The sequence below is a fragment of the Chitinophaga deserti genome (assembly GCF_003149455.1).
In the GTDB taxonomy this organism is placed as follows: domain Bacteria; phylum Bacteroidota; class Bacteroidia; order Chitinophagales; family Chitinophagaceae; genus Chitinophaga; species Chitinophaga deserti.
Genome location: NZ_QFFK01000003.1, coordinates 155,978 through 173,614, shown reverse-complemented (window position 1 = coordinate 173,614; position 17,637 = coordinate 155,978). Strand labels below are relative to the sequence as shown.

Below are 17,637 nucleotides of genomic sequence, written 5' to 3'. Positions count from 1 at the left end.
TTCCTTTATTTTTGCCCTGTTTAAAATAATAGACAATCTATGGCCAACATTCTGATCATCGACGACGAAAAGAGCATCCGGAAAACGCTCTCCGAAATCCTCACTTACGAAGGATACAAAATCGACGAAGCGGCAGACGGAGCAGAAGGCTTTAAAATGTTCCAGGCCAAAACCTACGACGCCGTACTCTGCGATATTAAAATGCCTAAAATGGACGGACTCGAGTTTCTCGAGAAAGCCCGTGAAATAAATGGAGACGTTCCCATCATCATGGTATCCGGCCACGGTAACCTCGAAACCGCGGTAGATGCCGTGAAGAAAGGGGCCTTCGATTATATCTCCAAACCGCCCGATCTCAACCGCCTCCTCATCACCCTCCGCAATGCGCTGGACAAAACCACCCTCGTGGCAGAAACCAAAACGCTGCGCAAGAAAGTGAATAAAACACCCGACATGATCGGCGAATCTGCACCCATCGTGCGGATTAAGGATACCATTCATAAAGTAGCCCCTACCGACGCACGCGTACTCGTAACCGGAGAAAACGGCGCCGGCAAGGAACTCGTAGCCCGCTGGATTCATACCTACAGCAACCGTGCAAACGGTCCGCTCGTAGAAGTGAACTGCGCCGCCATCCCTTCCGAGCTCATCGAATCCGAACTGTTCGGTCACGAGAAAGGCTCTTTCACCTCTGCTGTGAAGCAACGCATCGGTAAGTTCGAACAGGCTACCGGCGGAACGCTTTTCCTCGATGAGATCGGTGATATGAGCCTCAGCGCGCAGGCAAAAGTGCTCCGCGCCCTGCAGGAAGGTAAAATCACCAGGGTAGGGGGCGATAAAGAAATCAGTGTGGATGTGCGTGTAGTGGCCGCTACCAATAAAGACCTGCTGAAAGAAGTGGAAGAAAAAAACTTCCGCCTCGATCTCTATCACCGCCTCAGCGTGATCCTCATTCACGTGCCTTCCCTAAACGACCGGCGCGATGATATTCCCCTGCTGGTAGATCATTTCCTCGACCTGGTGTGTGCGGAATACGGCATGGCAAGGAAACAGGCGGATAAAGACGCCATGAAAGCATTACAGAACCATCAGTGGACGGGTAACATCCGCGAACTGCGCAATGTGGTGGAAAGACTGGTGATCCTCTCCGGCAAAACCATCTCGGCCGATGATGTGGAGAATTATGTAGTGCCTAACCACGACAAAAAAAAAGCCACTACCTGAATGACGAGCTGCTGATTTTAACGAAGCTGCACGACTTTCGCGACGAAGTGGAAAAGATATTCATCGAATTCATGTTGCAAAAGAACGGAGGAAACGTAACCAAAACTGCTCAGGCGCTGGATATCCAGCGCAGCCATCTTTACAACAAGATGGAGCGTTACGGCATCCGGAAAACTGCCGGTGGAGATGAGTGAACGCAGACATATATACCTCATCAGCGGTCTTGGTGCCGATGAACGGGTGTTTGAACGGCTGGTATTCCCGGCCGACTGTGACGTTCATTACCTCCCCTGGATCACGCCGCTGAATGCAGACGAACCCATTGCGGAATATGCCGTGCGCATGGCCCGCAGGATCATGCACCCCGATCCTATCCTCGTAGGACTTTCCTTCGGGGGCATGATGAGCATCGAGATCGCCAGGCAGATGCCTGTTCGGCAGGTGGTACTGATTTCCAGTGTAAAGAACCGTTTTGAGCTGCCGCCATATTACAACAACTTTGCCCGTAAGGTATTGCGCACATTGCCAGACAGGCTGTTGTTCACCAACCGCCAGTTTGTAGTACGCCTGTTCATGCAATGTCAGAGCGATGAAGAACGCAGCCTGCTGGATGCATATCTGGGCAAAAAAGACCTCCGCTACATGCGCTGGGCACTCAACAACGTGCTGCAATGGAGCAATGAATGGGCGCCTCCCGGCCTATTACACATCCATGGCAGCAGCGACCGGCCTTTCCCGCGGCGGTACGTTTCTCCCACGCATACGATTATTAAGGGCGGGCATTTCATGATCATGAACCGCGCCCCTGAAATCAGCCTCATTCTGGAAAAGAACCTGTTGTAAATAATTAAAGCCCCGGTTTTGCAGGACCGGGGCTTTTTTATGCCTTGTAAATGAGGAATGCTATGTATAGCCGGGCCTACTTCAGGGATACTCCTTACTTACTGAATGTATATCGTACCCGGTATTCAGGTATATAAAACCTTTACTGTATTGGGTTTTACCGGGTTTTATATACAGATGATATACATTAACCCTTCTTTTACCCTTCAGTAACCCTGCATTAAGTAAGTATTATCAGGAAGCGGGGACAGGTTTACGGCGTGCAAACTGCAGCACCTCGTCCATAGAGAGGAGCACTTTCACGTTTTCAGGGAGAGGTACGGAGATACGGGCGATCTGCGGGCCGGAGATGGTAACCGGGATGCCGGGGAAGAGGCGGCCAAGGTCTTTCACGAAATTATCCAGCGCCCTTTGGGGGTAGTTGGTAATAATGTGGGTATAGATCTGGTCTACCTGTTTGCGGTCGGTATAAAAACGGAGATCTTCCAGCGGTACGTTGGCGCCGAAGTTCACCACCCTGCAGCCGTGCTTTTTGAGCAGGTAATGCATGAAAAGGAGGGGGATCTCGTGCCATTCGCCTTCGGGAAGGAATACCATGAAGGATTCTTTGGGATTTTCGGGGATATCCAGCCCGTCTATCGCCACAATCAGCTTTTTACGGATGATGTTGGCGGCAAAGTGTTCCTGGGCGGGAATAACACAATCTACCAGCCAGAGCAGCCCTATGCGCTCCAGGTAGGGATATATTACCTTCAGCATGCATTGCTCGAAGCCCATGCGGAGAAGGATGTTATGAAAGATTTTTTCGATACGGACCTGGTCGAAGTCGATCATGGCTTCCACCAGCTGATTGATGTACACCTGGTGCAGGTGGTTGCCGTTCTGCCCGGTTTCCTCCAGAGAAAGCTGTTTAATCTCTTCTTCCGTCATCCCCACGATCTTGGATATCTTGTAGCCATGGCGGTAGAGGTAGGCAATACGCATGATGTGCTTCAGATCCCCATTGTCATAAACACGGTGATTCGTGTCTTTCCGTTTGGGACGAAGTACATTGTAGCGCTGTTCCCATATGCGGATGGTATGCGCTTTTATGCCCGTCAGGCTTTCAATATCTTTTATCGTGAAGCTGTTCAATGTTCTGGATATAGAATTAAACAAAAATAAAAAGAAAGTGGTTCAACCGCTGTTTTCATTTGGTAACTTACGTGGTATTTTTTTAAGAAAACTTTATCGGGAGAAAAAAGGGCTGACAATTAACAGAATATTATATTTGTTGATCAAATAAACTAAAACACATCGCATGAATCTGGTTTTTTGGAGGAAGAAGGACGGCCAGCCGAAGAAAAAGAAGTCCGCCGTGCGGGAATGGCTGGATGCGGCCATCTTCGCCATTATTGCGGCTACGCTGATACGTACTTTCATATTCGAGGCCTATACCATCCCTACGCCTTCCATGGAAAAAACGCTGCTGGTCAATGATTTCCTCTTTGTCAGCAAAGTTAGCTACGGTCCGCGCATCCCCATGACACCACTGGCGGTGCCCTTTACCCATCATACACTTCCCCTTACGAAATATACCAAAGCCTACTCCGAAGCCATTCAGTGGAAATACCGCCGTTTACCCGGTTTCAGTGAAGTAAAAAGGAACGATGTTGTGGTATTCAACTTCCCTGAAGGTGATACCGTGGCTCTCGAAATACAGGAAAACTCCGTGTATTCAGAAGAAGTTCGTAAAAACGGGCGTGATTATGTCTGGAATACCTATCGCGTGATCTCCCGGCCGGTTGATAAACGTGAAAACTATATCAAGCGTTGTGTGGGCATCCCGGGCGACAGCCTCGAAGTGCGCGACGGAATCGTGATCGTGAACGGAACACCCGAAACGCCCCCGCCAAACGGGCAGCGTAACTACACGGTGGCTACCAGCGATAACAGCGATCTTAATCCCATCCGCCTCGAAGAGCTGGGTATTGAGCATTCCCCCGGCGAACAATATAACCTCACACCCGGTGAAGCCAGGACTATCGCAGGCTTTGGTGGAACCGTTACCGGTGTAACGCCAAACGTTTATCCCGGCAGCACTGAAATCTGGCCGCATGATACTTCCAAATTCAAATACTCCATTGATAATCTCGGCCCTATCTACATTCCTAAAAAAGGCGCAACCGTGAAGCTCGACAGTGCTTCCATTGAGCTGTACCGCCGCATCATCGCGGTGTATGAAGAAAACAAACTGGAAGAAAAGGGCCCCAACGAGTTTATCATCAACGGTAAGCCCGCCACCACCTACACTTTCAAAATGGATTACTACTGGATGATGGGCGACAACCGTCACCGCTCCCTCGATTCCCGGTACTGGGGGTTTGTACCTGAAGACCACATCGTGGGTAAAGCCTGGATGATCTGGATGAGCTACGGTAAAAACGGCATCCGCTGGAGCCGCCTCTTCCGTACCATCAAATAAGGTACTTTTTACTGATTCAGTATATAATGGCAGTCACGCCCGCATCCCGAAAAAAATGTACTTTCGGACCGCAGCGTGACTGCCCTTTTTATGTAAACGCCTTTCCATGCAAAACAAAGCCCGGCACATTATCGAGTTCGAGACATATGCAGACAGCAGCGCCCTTGCGCCTGCAGACGCCGCCCTGCTGGACAAAGCCCGGCAGTCCACCGCATCTGCCTATGCGCCGTATTCCCGCTTCCGTGTTGCGGCAGCTGCCCTGCTGGAGAACGGGGAGGTGGTTACCGGCACCAACCAGGAAAATGCCAGCTACCCGGTAGGTATCTGTGCCGAGCGCACCGTACTTTCCGCCGCCTCCAGCATATACCCCGGCGTGCCGGTGGTTGCCATCGCCGTGAGCTATAATAATGAGCTGGCTCCCTCCGTAACTCCTATTGCCCCCTGTGGCATCTGCCGCCAAACGCTGGTAGAATACGAGGCCCGCTATGCCCGCCCCATCCGCCTTATCTTATCCGGGCAAACCGGGGAGGTAATTGCCATCGCTAAAAGCGGCGACCTGATGCCTTTATCATTTTCTGCTACTAGTATGAAATAAATTATATATATTTGATTCAGTGCCTAAGCGCATTGAAAGATGTTCCTATACCGTATTATCCTTATCCTATGCTTAGCCGGCCCGGCAATTCCGTCCATGGCCGTGATGGTTCCGCCCTTCAGCGGTGACCCTGCTACCGAATTATACCGCAAAGGAGAACAGCATATGCTGCGTGGTGAGCTGGATGATGCGGAGCAATGTTTTGAAGCGGCTATAGCGGCTAACCGCCGTTTTTCTGCTGCCTATCTTCATCTGGCCATTCTGCACCGCCTGAGGCAACAGCCAGAGCTGGCCCGGCAGCAATTCCTGAAATTACTGGTGATAATACCGGAAGAGCCTGCAGCACTGGCAGGCCTTGCGGAGGTGTGCTTTGAACTGAAGCAGTGGGAAGATGCTTTAACCTGGGCCCGCAGGGCGCAGGAGCGGGGAGCCCCTGCCATGGATGCTATTATAGGGATGAGTTATGCGGCACTAGACCAGCCTGCAGAAGCCATCAGGGCAATAGAGCGCTCGCTGCGGGATGATCCCTGGCAGCCCGCCCTCCGGATTAAACTGGCGCGCCTCCATGCACAGGAGGAAAATTATGCGGCAGCACTCAGAATATACGAAGAAGCACTGAAGACGGATAGTACTTCAGCAGATTTATATTTGGAATCAGGAATGATGCATTTTAATATGGAAAACTACAAAAACGCAGCCGGCGCATTCGAAATGGCAGCCAGGTACGGTACTTCCGGCGATGCGGATCTTTATGCAAACCTGGGTGTGGCCTACCTGCAACAGGCCGCTTATGCCGACGCCATTCAGAATCTCCAGAAAGCACTGCAGATTCGCCCTTCTGACATTAAAATCATGCAGCAGCTGGCGCATGCCTTTTTTAAACAGCAAAACTACTCACAGGCAGCCATGCAGTGGAACAGGATACTCGTGCTGCAACCGCAGAACGCTTTTGCCATGTTCATGCTCGGGAAATCCTATATATGCTCGGGTGAAGTGGTGAAGGGACAGCGCATCTGCGATCAGGCGCTGCAGTTACACTAGGGGCAAAAAGAAATGTCAATGACAGACGTCATTGACATTTCGGCAGTTTCTTATTTCCTACATTCTTTCAGGTACCCTGATGCCCAGGAACTTCATGGATTGCCGGATGGTATTGGCAGTCAGCGATGCGATCTGCAAACGCAGTTTCCGCTTGTCTTCGCTTTCCGCATCCCTTACGGAATAGGTATACTTACCGCTTTCCTTTTTAGCGTAGAAGGAGTTGAATGTTTGCGCCAGTAAGAAGGCGTAGTTCGCAATCACGGAAGGACTTAATTCCCGGCCTGCTTCTGCCAGTACATCGCCAAACTGCTCGTTGATCATGATCAGCTCCTTTTCCATGGGCAGCAGCGCATCCGTATGCCGGTAGCTTTCAAGCGCCTGCATATCACCTGAAGAGAACTCCCGCAGGATGGAACGGATACGGGCATGGCTGTATTGAATGAACGGCCCGGTGAAGCCATGGATATCGATAGACTCTTCCGGGTTGAATACCATTTTCTTTTTCGGATCCACTTTCAGGAGGAAGAATTTCATAGCGCCGAGGCCGATGGTCTCGTACAGTTCGCGCAGTTCTTCTTCCGTAAAGTCCTTCACCTTGCCGAGTTCTTCGGTATACCTGGCAGCGGTTGTCACCATTTCTTCCACGAGATCATCAGCATCCACAACGGTACCTTCGCGGCTCTTCATCCGGCCGTGAGGCAGTTCCACCATACCATAGGAGAGGTGGGCAATACCATCTGCCGAAGGCTCTCCGAGCTTCTGCATAATGAGCTTCAGTACTTTGAAGTGGTAATTCTGTTCGTCGGCTACCACGTAAATGCTTTGGTTCATGTGATAGTCGTCGTACTTCAGCCTTGCCGTACCAATATCCTGTGTGATGTATACGGAAGTACCGTCGCCGCGGAGCACGAGCTTTTCGTCGAGCCCGTCTGACGTTAGGTCGATCCATACGGAGTTGTCGGGCTTTTTGAAGAACACGCCTTTGCGGAGGCCTTCTTCCACCACGTCTTTCCCGAGCAGATAAGTGTTGCTTTCGAAATACATTTTATCGAAGTCGATACCGAGGCGTTTGTAAGTAGCTTCAAAGCCTTCGTATACCCAGCTGTTCATGGTTTGCCACAGGGCACGTACTTCGGGGTTGCCTGCTTCCCATTGCTGCAGCATGATCTTGGCCTGTGCCATGATCTCGGTGCGGTTGCGGGAGAGTTCTTTTATTTCGTCTTTTACCTTACCGGATTTCTCTTTATCGTTTTGCACTTCCGGCTTATGCAGCGCAGTATGCAGTTTAGTGATACGCTCGAGTTGCTCACCGTCAAAGTCACTGAAATCACCTTCCAGTACGCGGGAGATGATGGGTTCAGACTGGTCGCGCAGGATGGATTCGAAGTGGACGTAGAAGTCGCCCACGAGGTGGTCGCCCTTCTTGCCTGTGGTCTCAGGAGTATCGCCATGGGCAAAAAGCTGCCAGGCGAGCATGGACTTGCAAATATGAATACCACGGTCGTTCACCAGGTTAGCTTTGATCACTTCATAGCCATTGGCTTTAAGGATCTCGGATACGGAGAAGCCGAGGAAGTTATTACGGAGGTGCCCCAGGTGGAGGGGTTTGTTGGTGTTGGGGGAGGAGTATTCCACCATTACCTTCTGGCCGTTGGCAGGCTGCTGGCCTACGAGGGCGTTATGATGCGCACCCTGTACAAAGGCCGTCCAGGTCTGATCATGGATGGTAAGGTTGAGGAAGCCTTTCACCACATTGAAGCCTGCAACGAGGCCGGGATGATTGGCTGCCAGCCAGGTACCTATTGTCTGTGCCGTTTCTTCAGGTTTCTGGCGGCTGAATTTCGTAAAGGGAAACACAACGATGGTATACTCGCCTTCGAATTCGGGCTTAGTGGTATTTACGGATACATCCGCCGCGGTGAAAGGCTGCTGGTACAGCGCCTGTACAGCCGCCGCGGCGGCTTGTTTAATAGAAGCAACTACGCTCATGGAAATCAATTGTAGAGGGCAAAGGTAACAGATCGGAGGGGCAAAAAAAAGAGCAGCGGCCTTTCGGCGCGCTGCTGTGGGTTTTATAGGCTACTGCCTTTATAATTATTTTCTGATGCTGAATTTGCCGAAAGTATAGGTTACACCAAACTGGGCAACGGAATTGGCGTGCTTCTCGCGTGCATCGCTGACGTCGGTAAGACCGAAATTATAACGTGCACCCACACCCAGCCCGAAATCGAAATCATATCCCAGTCCAAAGCCCAGTCCAAGGTCAAGACCTTTATATCCGTCGCCCACATCATATGAATTTCCGTCGTCCTTCACCCTGGCAGCTACCCTGAACCCGATCTGCGGGCCTGCTTCGAGGTAGAACTCGGGGATAATATGATATTGAGCCATAATGGGCAGGTTGATGTAATTAATGGCTACCGTATAGTCGTCTAAGATCGGGGGATCGGCTACATAGCCCTGCCCGGAATACACCAGCTCCGGCTGGATGCTCCAGTTTTCTGTGAGGCCTACACGGGCAAACCCGCCCAGGTATATACCGGCGCGGCTCTTCGCATAGTCGTTATTGGTAAGCCTGGAAATGTTGAGACCTCCTTTTACACCGAATTTTACCTGCTGTGCCAGTGTTGTAAGGCTGAAAAGAGATACGGTCAGGAATAGGAAGATGGCTTTTTTTGTCATATGTTAAAATTGGAATGCATGTTTTAACAAAATGCATGCCGGATCAGCAAAAAGCCCCTCCGGAGTGAACGGAGGGGCTTTTGTCATGTTGTCATTATCTTTTGACAGATTGTTTTAGTAGATAGTGAATTCCACACGGCGGTTCTGCTGGCGGCCTGCTGCAGTTTTGTTGGTTGCAATGGGCTGATCCTGTCCATAGCCGGTAGCTTCGATACGGCTGGGGTTTACACCTTTGCCAACGAGGTAAGCTTTTACTGACTCGGCCCTGTCTTTGGAAAGGCGCATATTGAGCGCACGGTTACCGGTGTTATCGGTATGGCCTGCCAGTTTGAGGCTCAGGTTCTTACGGGTGAGGAGGGAGGCTACTTCATCCAGTGAAGCGTAAGATTTGGGTTTGATGTTGGATTTACCGGTTTCAAACTCCAGGTTGTCGATGGCATTGCGAACAAGACGGCGGTCGTCGTCCGTAATAATAACCTGTACCGGTGGTTTTACCACTTCGGGCTTGGGCAGCGGGCAGCCGGAGCCGTCTACCTTATCGCCGGCCTTGGTATCGGGGCATTTGTCGAAAATATCGGAAACACCGTCGCCATCACTGTCTGTCTGTAGCTTGGCTACATCTGCGGCCAGTTTGGCATTATTGGCGTTAGCGGCATCCAGTTCGGCCTTAAGGCGGTCGCGCTGGGCGGCCAGGTCGTCGTACATCACGGCAGGGGCGTTATGCCATTGCAGCTGGGGCTTGGTGCGGGAACCGAGGGCAAATTCAAGTCCGGCATAGCCATAGGAGAACTTGTCTTTGGCGGTACCGTACTTAAAGCCATCGAGGTTGTCGCCATCGGTAAAGTTCATGGTATACCCCAGGTCGAGGTTCATGAAGTCATTGAGTCTGAACTTGATACCGGCGCCAACAGGAATAATGAGTTCCTGGATGTTGCCGTCTGTTTTATAATCCGTTTCCGTGCCGCCGGCAGGTTTGATGGTGGGGCTGTACCCGGCGAGGCCACCGCCCACGGAGGCGTATAACTGGGCAATGGGTTTGCGGTAAGCCCAGTTGATAGTGGCGAAATTAAATACCCCGCTGAGGCTGGCGGTCCATTTCAGCTTTGTCTCGAAAGATTCTACTGCTCTGTTGGGTTTGCTGCCGTCTCCCAGTTCGCGGCTCTGGTCGCCTTTGAGGCGGCCGCCCATATAGTCGGCCCGGAGACTAAAGAAATGCAGGATCTGCCATTTGGCGTATGCGCCGTAGCCATAGCTGATGAGCGATTTGGTGAAATCGTTGCTGCCGCCAATGAGAACGGAAGGGGCTGTGATACCGCCGTTAATGCCGATAGAGAAGGTCCTGTAATTCATGCCACCGCCACCGAAGAGGCTGCTATGGCTGTTGGGGGTTGGTTCTGTGGATTGGGCAACGCTGAGAAGGGGAGATGCGGTCATGGCGCAAATGACCCACCGTAACATGGTTTTTTTCATATGAATGTCGGTTGTGTACATACTTGAAAACAAAAAACACCCGACTGTGTTCTATAAGGGAAGACATTCTTTTAATCTATATACAAAGCAGTTAGCGCGGAAACTGACATAATTTCATATTGCCATCCGTTGGCATAATCATTGACTATACGAGGACAAGCCCGGTACTCCCGGGATACACACTGTTTCACAAAGGAGAATTTTATCATTATGGGAAAAATCATAGGTATTGACTTAGGAACTACCAACTCTTGCGTTGCTGTAATGGAAGGCAACGAACCGGTAGTTATCGCCAATGACGAAGGGCGCCGTACCACCCCTTCGGTTGTGGCATTTTTAAAGAACGGAGAAAGAAAGGTGGGCGACCCCGCCAAGCGCCAGGCGATCACCAATCCCGTTAACACCATCATGTCGGTAAAGCGTTTCATGGGCCGTCATTTCGACGAAGTGTCCAACGAACAGAGCCACGTGAGCTATAAAGTGGTAAAAGGCGACAACAACACTACCCGCATCGATATAGATGGCAGAATGTATACTCCGCAGGAGATTTCAGCCATGATCCTTCAGAAAATGAAGAAAACGGCTGAAGATTACCTCGGCCAGGAAGTATCTGAAGCGGTTATTACCGTTCCGGCTTACTTTAACGACGCCCAGCGTCAGGCAACCAAGGAAGCCGGAGAGATCGCGGGCCTCACTGTTCGCCGTATCATCAACGAGCCTACTGCCGCAGCACTGGCGTATGGCATGGATAAAAAACATCAGGACAGCATGATCGCTGTGTTTGACCTTGGCGGCGGTACCTTCGACGTATCCATCCTCGAACTGGGTGATGGCGTGTTTGAAGTGAAATCTACCAACGGCGACACCCACCTCGGTGGCGATGACTTTGATAAAGTGATCATGGACTGGCTGGCAGATGATTTTAAGAAAGACGAAGCTGTAGACCTGCATAAAGATCCCATGGCATGGCAGCGCCTGAAAGAGGCTGCTGAGAAAGCGAAGATCGAACTGTCTTCTTCCCAGGAGACCGAGATCAACCTGCCTTACATCACTGCGGTAGACGGTGTGCCCAAGCACCTCGTGAAGAAACTGACCCGTGCTAAATTTGAGCAGCTGAGCGACAGCCTGGTGGAAAGAACACTGGAGCCTTGCCGTAAAGCACTGAGCGATGCCGGTATCGATATCAGCAAAATCGACGAAGTAATCCTGGTAGGTGGTTCTACCCGTATCCCCCGCATCCAGGAAGTAGTGGAGAAATTCTTCGGTAAGAAACCGAACAGGGGTGTAAACCCTGACGAAGTTGTGGCTGTAGGTGCTGCTATCCAGGGCGGCGTACTCACCGGTGAGGTGAAAGATGTACTGCTGCTGGACGTGACTCCGCTTTCCCTCGGTATCGAAACCATGGGCGGCGTGATGACCAGGCTCATCGAGTCCAACACCACCATTCCTACTAAAAAGAGCGAAGTGTTCTCTACTGCCGCTGATAACCAGCCCAGCGTAGAAATCCACGTACTGCAAGGCGAACGACCCATGGCCAGCCAGAACAGAACGCTGGGACGCTTCATCCTCAACGATATCCCGCCTGCGCAACGCGGCGTGCCTAAGATCGAAGTGGTATTCGACATCGATGCCAACGGTATCCTGCACGTAACTGCGAAAGACCAGGGCACCGGCAAATCTCAGAACATCCGTATCGAAGCCGGCAGCGGCCTCAATAAAGATGAGATCGAAAAGATGAAAGCCGAGGCTAAAGCCAACGAAGCGGAAGATAAAGCCGCCCGTGAAAAAGTTGAGAAAATCAACCAGGCAGACAGCCTCATCTTCCAGACTGAAAAGCAGCTGAAAGAATACGGCGATAAAATCCCCGCTGAGAAAAAAGCACCTATCGAAGGCGCACTGGAGAAACTGCGTGAAGCGCAAAAGACCCAGGACATCGCTCAGATCGATGCCGCTGTAAACGAACTGAACACTGCATGGACTGCCGCATCTGAAGAGATGTACAAGGCTTCCCAGGCACAAGGCGGCGCTAATGGCGGAGCCGAACAGGGCGGACAGCAACAGCAGCAGGCCGGTCAGCAGGGCGCTAACGGTGATACCGTTACCGATGCTGAATTTGAAGAAGTAAAATAAGGATCACTGCGAATAAGAAAAAAGCCCGGGAGCGTAAGCTTCCGGGCTTTTTTTATGCCCTGCATTTTACTGCAGGAAATGCACCCATGCATTATCTGTGATGGAAGCAGGTGCGTAAACATCTACCACTGTCATATTATGAAACCTGGAAGGCAGGAGTATTGCCGGAGCTGCTTTGGTGGTAAGCGCCCGGCTTGCCGGTGCAATGGGCTGGTCTGCCGTGGCAGGAGTACCCATGGCAAGATGGCTCCAGCCGTTCTTAACGATATCTATATCCAGCAGCTCATCCTGTTCATGATGCAAGGCATAGAACCGGTCGCTGCGGGTAGTATTCTGAACCCAGTCGGGGATTAGTCCATTGGTGAGAAAGTCCATACCGGAAAACAGGATGGCTCTGTGAAGGGGATAGGTTTTACCCATCACGGCAGCATGCCCTGCACCCTGGGAGTGCCCTGCCATGAGTATCTTCTCCCAAGCCGGTTGTGCACCGGAAATATACTGTGCCCAGTTTTCTTCCGGATGGGCTTTATGGAGGTATTGTAAAAGGGAGAGGAGGCGCTGGTTGATGGAATTGCCGGTATTCACATTCACGCCTGCATGCCGGTCGGTACCATCGATGATTTCAAGACGAGCGCGGGAGTGGCTGGTTACATCGCCAGATCCTGCACAAATCTGGTTGATAGCAGGTTCGTTGGGATACATAAGGCCTATGGCGTGGTATCCTTTGGATGCAGCAAGGCGTATGAACTTGCGGTAGTTTTTAGGCTCAGCTCCTGTGCCCGGGAGGAAAACGAGGAGCTGGTTACGCCGCTTGTCGTCGGGGATAATGTAAGCATAATGCGGCTCGTTGTAAGTGGAGATAGCTGTGCTGGTGGCAGATGGTAACACTACATATTCCCGGAGACCCGGCGGAGTAGGGAGACCGGGAGATTTGGAGCATGCTGCTACAAGGAAGGCGGATAGTATAAGTAGGCGGATCATGGTTGTAAAAACGGAGTTACGATAGATTTTATTTCAAATACAGTTTAGTGTGATAGTAGTAACAAGTTATTGATTTTACATTCAAAGTAGTAGGTAATGTATCCGACACCGGCTTGCAATAGGGAATGCTGTGTGCCATGGGAGGAAATGTAATGGCCGGAAGGGTATGCTTGTTTTTTTGTAATTTCCGGGCATGACCCTCCGCTTTTATGTCCGGTTTGCTTCTACATGGGGCCAGCAATTGTTCCTCTGCCCCGACAACGGGCAGCGGCTGGGCATGGAATATGCCGGTGATGCCTTGTGGGCATATACGCTGCAATGGGATGATCCCGTGATTGAATACAGGTATGCTGTGGAATCGGAGGGCATCTGGCAGGAGGTGGCATTGAGAACAGTTGAGATCCCTGCTAACGTTGACGCTTATGCCATACAGGATACTTTCCAGTGGCCCGGCAGCCATGAAGAAGCCTGGATGAAAGCACCTTTTCAGGAAGTGTTTTTTGCAGGGCATACAGCAGCAGGGGAGCCGGCTGCAGAAGGTGAGGTAGGCAGTTACCAGTTCAGAATAAGAGTACCGCTATTACCTGCAGACAAATCAGTATGGCTGCTGGGTAATGCAGAAACACTGGGCAACTGGGCGCCGGATTTTGCAGTTCCCCTGCGCTCCGGAAAAGACGGGATATTTACTGCAAACGTACAGTTACCATTACATACGGCCATCGCATACAAGTATTGTTTATCTGGCGGGGAAGACGACTGGGAATGGGAGCAGGGCGATAACAGGACCTTTTTTACAGAAGGACCGGCCACTATTGATGACGGGGTTGCCCGTTTCCCAAGGGAGCAGTGGAAAGGAGCGGGAGTGGCTGTACCGGTGTTCTCCCTTCGGTCGGAGAAGAGCCTGGGCTGCGGGGAATTCGCCGATCTGCCTTTGCTGGGAGAATGGGCTGCTGCCACAGGTATCCGGCTTATTCAGCTGTTACCGGTGAATGATACCACCTGGAGCCGTACCTGGCAGGATTCGTATCCATATGCTGCGGTGTCGGCCTTTGCATTACATCCTGTCTATATTCACCTGCCTGCCATTGGTCCCGTAAAAGGATATACCGTTCAGCAACAACGGCTGGATTTGCCGGAGATGGACTATGAAGCAACCCTTGCTTTCAAGGAAACCACTTTACGGGGTTTTTACCGCACATTTAAACCGGATGAAGCTTTCCGGCAGTGGAAGCTTTCACAAGCACACTGGCTGAATGCTTATGCGGCTTTCTGCTGCCGCAGGGATGGTACGGATGATCCGGGATATTATTGCTACGTACAATACCAGCTGCACCGCCAGTTATCAACAGCCGTTGCCTCCCTGCAGGCGAAAGGCATAGCGCTGAAAGGGGACTTACCCATCGGGATGTTCTTACACAGTGCGGATGTATTGGAGCAACCTGCTTTATTCAATACGACGGTTCAGGCCGGAGCTCCGCCTGATGAGTTTGCTGCAGAAGGACAGAACTGGGGTTTCCCGGCTTATAACTGGGAGCAGATGGAAGCTGAAGGCTATGTATGGTGGCGGCGCAGGTTGCAGCATATGGCGCAATACTTTTCCGCATTCAGGATCGATCATGTGCTGGGGTTCTTCCGCCTGTGGCAGGTTCCACGCCATGCACCCAGCGCATTGATGGGGTATTTTCATCCTTCCATTCCATTTACTGCTGATGAATTAACCGCAGCCGGCATCCCGTTTTCCCGGGAAAGATATTGCCGGCCCTATATAACTGATGCCATCCTGCAGCAGGTATTTGGTGACGATGCTCAAAGAGTTAAGAAGGAATACCTGGAAGCGGAATCTCCCGGCTTTTACCGGATGAAGCAACAGCAGCCTTTTGCCGGAGAGAAGCCCACAGTGGCAAGGGGGCTGCGGCTGCTGGTATCAAATGTATTGTTCCTGGAACCGGTGGAGGGTGCGTTTCACCCACGGTTCGGATTAGCGGATACCTATTCGTTTAAGTCTTTACCATTTGCCGAACAGGAACTGCTCCGCCGCTTGTCTGACGAATTCTTTTTCCGGCGGCACGATGCTTTGTGGCGGGAGTCGGCCATGCGAAAATTGCCGGTACTCACCAGCGCTACCAATATGCTCGTTTGCGGGGAAGACCTCGGCCTTATCCCGCACAGCGTACCTGAAGTGATGGCGGGACTGGGCATCTTAGGCCTGGAGGTAGACAGGATGCCGCGCTACCCCGGCAGAACGCCTGCTGATGCTCCCTATCTTTCCGTTATTACGCCTTCCACCCATGATATGAGTACCCTCCGGAGTGAGGTGCAGGAAGATACGGAGCCGGCTATCCGCCGCCAGTTACTTTCACCGGCCATGTGGTGTATACTGCAGTTGCAGGACTGGCTGTCGCTCGACACCTCACTTCCGCATCCGGAAGACCCTGCACGGGAGCGCATCAATGTTCCGGCCATATATCCGTGGTACTGGCGTTACCGGATGCCCCTCACGCTGGAAGCACTGCTGGAAGCCACAACTCTCCGCAGTAAAATACATACACTGCTCTCTGATTCGGGCAGGCATAGTTAGCTTTCCATAGCCCTAGGAAATGAAACTTTCCGCCGTATATTTATCCTATGGAATTGACATTATATCCCTTTGAACTCAAATTCCGGCATACCTTTACCATCTCCCGGAAAAGTAAAGACGTACAGCCCCTCCTCGTTGCCAGACTTACGCAAAACGGCTTCAGCGGGCTGGGTGAAACGGCCGACAATTCCTACTACAATATCACCGTTCCCATGCTCATGGATGCCATCAATGCGCATCGCACGTTTATTGAAAACTATACACTCGATACACCCGAAGCTTTCTGGGACGAAATGTTTCCCCGCCTGAAGAATAACATGTTTGCACTCTGCGCCATTGACCTTGCCGCACATGATCTCTATGCGCAGCAACTTGGCAAGAAGCTGTATGAAGTATGGCACCTCGACCCTTCGGATAATCCTATGACGGATTACACCATTGGCATAGATACCGTGGGGCATATGGTGAAGAAGCTGCAGGAATTCCCCTGGCCCATCTATAAGATCAAATTAGGAACGAAAGATGATATCGCCATCATTCGTGAGCTGCGCAAACATACCTCCGCAGTATTCAGGGTGGATGCGAATTGCGCCTGGGGGGTGGATGAAACCCTGCGTAATGCAGAAGCCTTCAGGGAACTGGGTGTGGAGTTCATAGAACAGCCCATGCCTGCTGCCGATTGGGATGGCATGAAGAAGGTATTCGAAAAATCTGCACTGCCCCTAATTGCAGACGAAAGCTGTATAGTGGAGCAGGACGTGGCCCGCTGCCATGGCTACTTCCATGGCATCAACATCAAGCTTACCAAATGTGGCGGCATTACCCCGGCGCGGCGAATGATCCTCGAAGCAAAGCAGCGCGGCATGAAAGTAATGACGGGCAGCATGAACGAGAGTACGGTTGGCACCTCCGCAGTAGCGCATCTGCTGCCATATCTTGATTTCGTGGATATGGACGGGCCGCTCCTCCTCGCGGAAGATATCGCCAGTGGCGTACGCATCGAAAATGGAGTGATCCATTATGCAGACCGGAATGGCACGGGCGCTGTGCTCACCCGTACCAGCTGATCATTTCCTCGTTAGTACCGGTCCTTCGGCAGCCGGTACCTGTTTCATCCCCGAGAAGCTATACGTTGGCGCATCAAAATCGTTACGCACCAGCATATAACCGCTGATGATCCCTTCCTCCCGGAAGGAGAAATAGACCTTGTTGTTGAGCAGCCATTCATGTGGCTTGCACGACGATAAAACGTAAGGTGCCCCGTGCTTCAGATCGGGTTTCATGATGAAATCATAACGTTTTCCCGGTGTTACGATCCCTTTAATGTAACAGAAATCCCTGCGGTTGGGGCTATACCGCAGATCATTTTCCATTCTCCCGTAAAAGAACATCCCGCTTATGCTGTCGATATGCAGCATATAGCGCAACGTGCCTACATGGGATTTGAAGGAGATGTAATAAGTACCGGGTAATGCAGCGGTTTTTTGCTGCATGAGGCGATTGGTTTGCTGACAGTTTGCCTGCAGGGGCACAGTACACAGGTATAACACTGCAAGTAAACAAACAGTCAACCAGGAATTAGAATGGCGGAACATGGCGACAGTTTTGTTTAATTTAAAGACAGCAACT

At 51.4% G+C, this 17,637-nt stretch carries 15 protein-coding genes; 9 read left to right on the top strand and 6 right to left on the bottom strand.

Annotated features, from left to right (window positions below; genetic code table 11):
* Positions 1-39: 39 nt before the first annotated feature.
* From DEV76_RS07975 to DEV76_RS07965, 3 genes are read left to right on the top strand one after another with little or no spacing between them, the layout of a single operon-like run.
* Positions 40-1,224 carry a sigma-54-dependent transcriptional regulator gene (locus tag DEV76_RS07975; RefSeq protein ID WP_109696968.1) on the top strand — a complete coding sequence of 395 codons (1,185 nt, stop codon included), beginning with the start codon at positions 40-42 and terminating at the stop codon, positions 1,222-1,224.
* Between the two features lie 47 nt (positions 1,225-1,271).
* Positions 1,272-1,418 carry a helix-turn-helix domain-containing protein gene (locus tag DEV76_RS26265; RefSeq protein ID WP_109696966.1) on the top strand — a complete coding sequence of 49 codons (147 nt, stop codon included), beginning with the start codon at positions 1,272-1,274 and terminating at the stop codon, positions 1,416-1,418.
* Positions 1,411-2,067, top strand: coding sequence for an alpha/beta hydrolase (locus tag DEV76_RS07965; RefSeq protein ID WP_109696964.1), 657 nt, complete (start codon positions 1,411-1,413; stop codon positions 2,065-2,067). Before DEV76_RS26265 ends, DEV76_RS07965 begins: the two co-directional genes overlap by 8 nt.
* A 234-nt stretch (positions 2,068-2,301) precedes the next feature.
* On the opposite strand, the gene DEV76_RS07960 is transcribed toward DEV76_RS07965, so the two are convergent.
* The gene (locus DEV76_RS07960) at positions 2,302-3,201 is read right to left on the bottom strand and encodes a MerR family transcriptional regulator (protein ID WP_198651984.1); all 900 of its coding nucleotides are present in this window, start codon (positions 3,199-3,201) and stop codon (positions 2,302-2,304) included.
* A gap of 166 nt (positions 3,202-3,367) precedes the next feature.
* Here DEV76_RS07960 and lepB point away from each other — a divergent pair, with 166 nt between their 5' ends.
* The 3 genes from lepB (at position 3,368) to DEV76_RS07945 (ending at position 6,167) form a co-directional block, all read left to right on the top strand.
* Positions 3,368-4,531 (top strand): signal peptidase I, encoded by a 1,164-nt coding sequence (lepB, locus tag DEV76_RS07955; RefSeq protein WP_109696960.1) that lies wholly within the window; start codon positions 3,368-3,370, stop codon positions 4,529-4,531.
* 106 nt (positions 4,532-4,637) lie between these two features.
* Positions 4,638-5,126 carry a cytidine deaminase gene (locus DEV76_RS07950; RefSeq protein WP_109696958.1) on the top strand — a complete coding sequence of 163 codons (489 nt, stop codon included), beginning with the start codon at positions 4,638-4,640 and terminating at the stop codon, positions 5,124-5,126.
* Positions 5,127-5,222: 96 nt separating this feature from the next.
* Positions 5,223-6,167: a tetratricopeptide repeat protein gene (locus DEV76_RS07945; protein WP_198651983.1), complete on the top strand. Its 945-nt coding sequence runs from the start codon at positions 5,223-5,225 to the stop codon at positions 6,165-6,167.
* A gap of 57 nt (positions 6,168-6,224) precedes the next feature.
* On the opposite strand, the gene argS is transcribed toward DEV76_RS07945, so the two are convergent.
* From argS to DEV76_RS07930, 3 genes are all read right to left on the bottom strand, one after another.
* Positions 6,225-8,156 (bottom strand): arginine--tRNA ligase, encoded by a 1,932-nt coding sequence (argS, locus tag DEV76_RS07940; protein WP_109696954.1) that lies wholly within the window; start codon positions 8,154-8,156, stop codon positions 6,225-6,227.
* A gap of 105 nt (positions 8,157-8,261) precedes the next feature.
* Positions 8,262-8,849: a porin family protein gene (locus DEV76_RS07935; protein ID WP_109696952.1), complete on the bottom strand. Its 588-nt coding sequence runs from the start codon at positions 8,847-8,849 to the stop codon at positions 8,262-8,264.
* A 114-nt stretch (positions 8,850-8,963) separates the two neighbouring features.
* Positions 8,964-10,319: an OmpA family protein gene (locus DEV76_RS07930; protein ID WP_232826904.1), complete on the bottom strand. Its 1,356-nt coding sequence runs from the start codon at positions 10,317-10,319 to the stop codon at positions 8,964-8,966.
* Between the two features lie 210 nt (positions 10,320-10,529).
* On the opposite strand from DEV76_RS07930, the gene dnaK reads away from it, so the two are divergent.
* Entirely contained in the window at positions 10,530-12,449 is a 1,920-nt protein-coding gene (gene dnaK / locus DEV76_RS07925; protein WP_109696948.1) for a molecular chaperone DnaK, read from the top strand.
* A 66-nt stretch (positions 12,450-12,515) separates the two neighbouring features.
* Here dnaK and DEV76_RS07920 read toward each other — a convergent pair whose 3' ends face one another.
* Positions 12,516-13,430 carry a BPSS1187 family protein gene (locus tag DEV76_RS07920; RefSeq protein WP_109696946.1) on the bottom strand — a complete coding sequence of 305 codons (915 nt, stop codon included), beginning with the start codon at positions 13,428-13,430 and terminating at the stop codon, positions 12,516-12,518.
* Between the two features lie 193 nt (positions 13,431-13,623).
* On the opposite strand from DEV76_RS07920, the gene DEV76_RS07915 reads away from it, so the two are divergent.
* On the top strand, positions 13,624-16,008 hold the full coding sequence (locus DEV76_RS07915; RefSeq protein WP_109696945.1) for a 4-alpha-glucanotransferase: 2,385 nt from the start codon (positions 13,624-13,626) through the stop codon (positions 16,006-16,008).
* Positions 16,009-16,055: 47 nt separating this feature from the next.
* Complete coding sequence (locus DEV76_RS07910) at positions 16,056-17,075, top strand: dipeptide epimerase (protein ID WP_109696943.1); 1,020 nt, start codon at positions 16,056-16,058, stop codon at positions 17,073-17,075.
* Here the strand turns inward: DEV76_RS07910 and DEV76_RS07905 are convergent, their stop codons facing one another.
* The gene (locus DEV76_RS07905; RefSeq protein ID WP_157962775.1) at positions 17,076-17,501 is read right to left on the bottom strand and encodes a hypothetical protein; all 426 of its coding nucleotides are present in this window, start codon (positions 17,499-17,501) and stop codon (positions 17,076-17,078) included.
* Between the last annotated feature and the right edge of the window lie 136 nt (positions 17,502-17,637).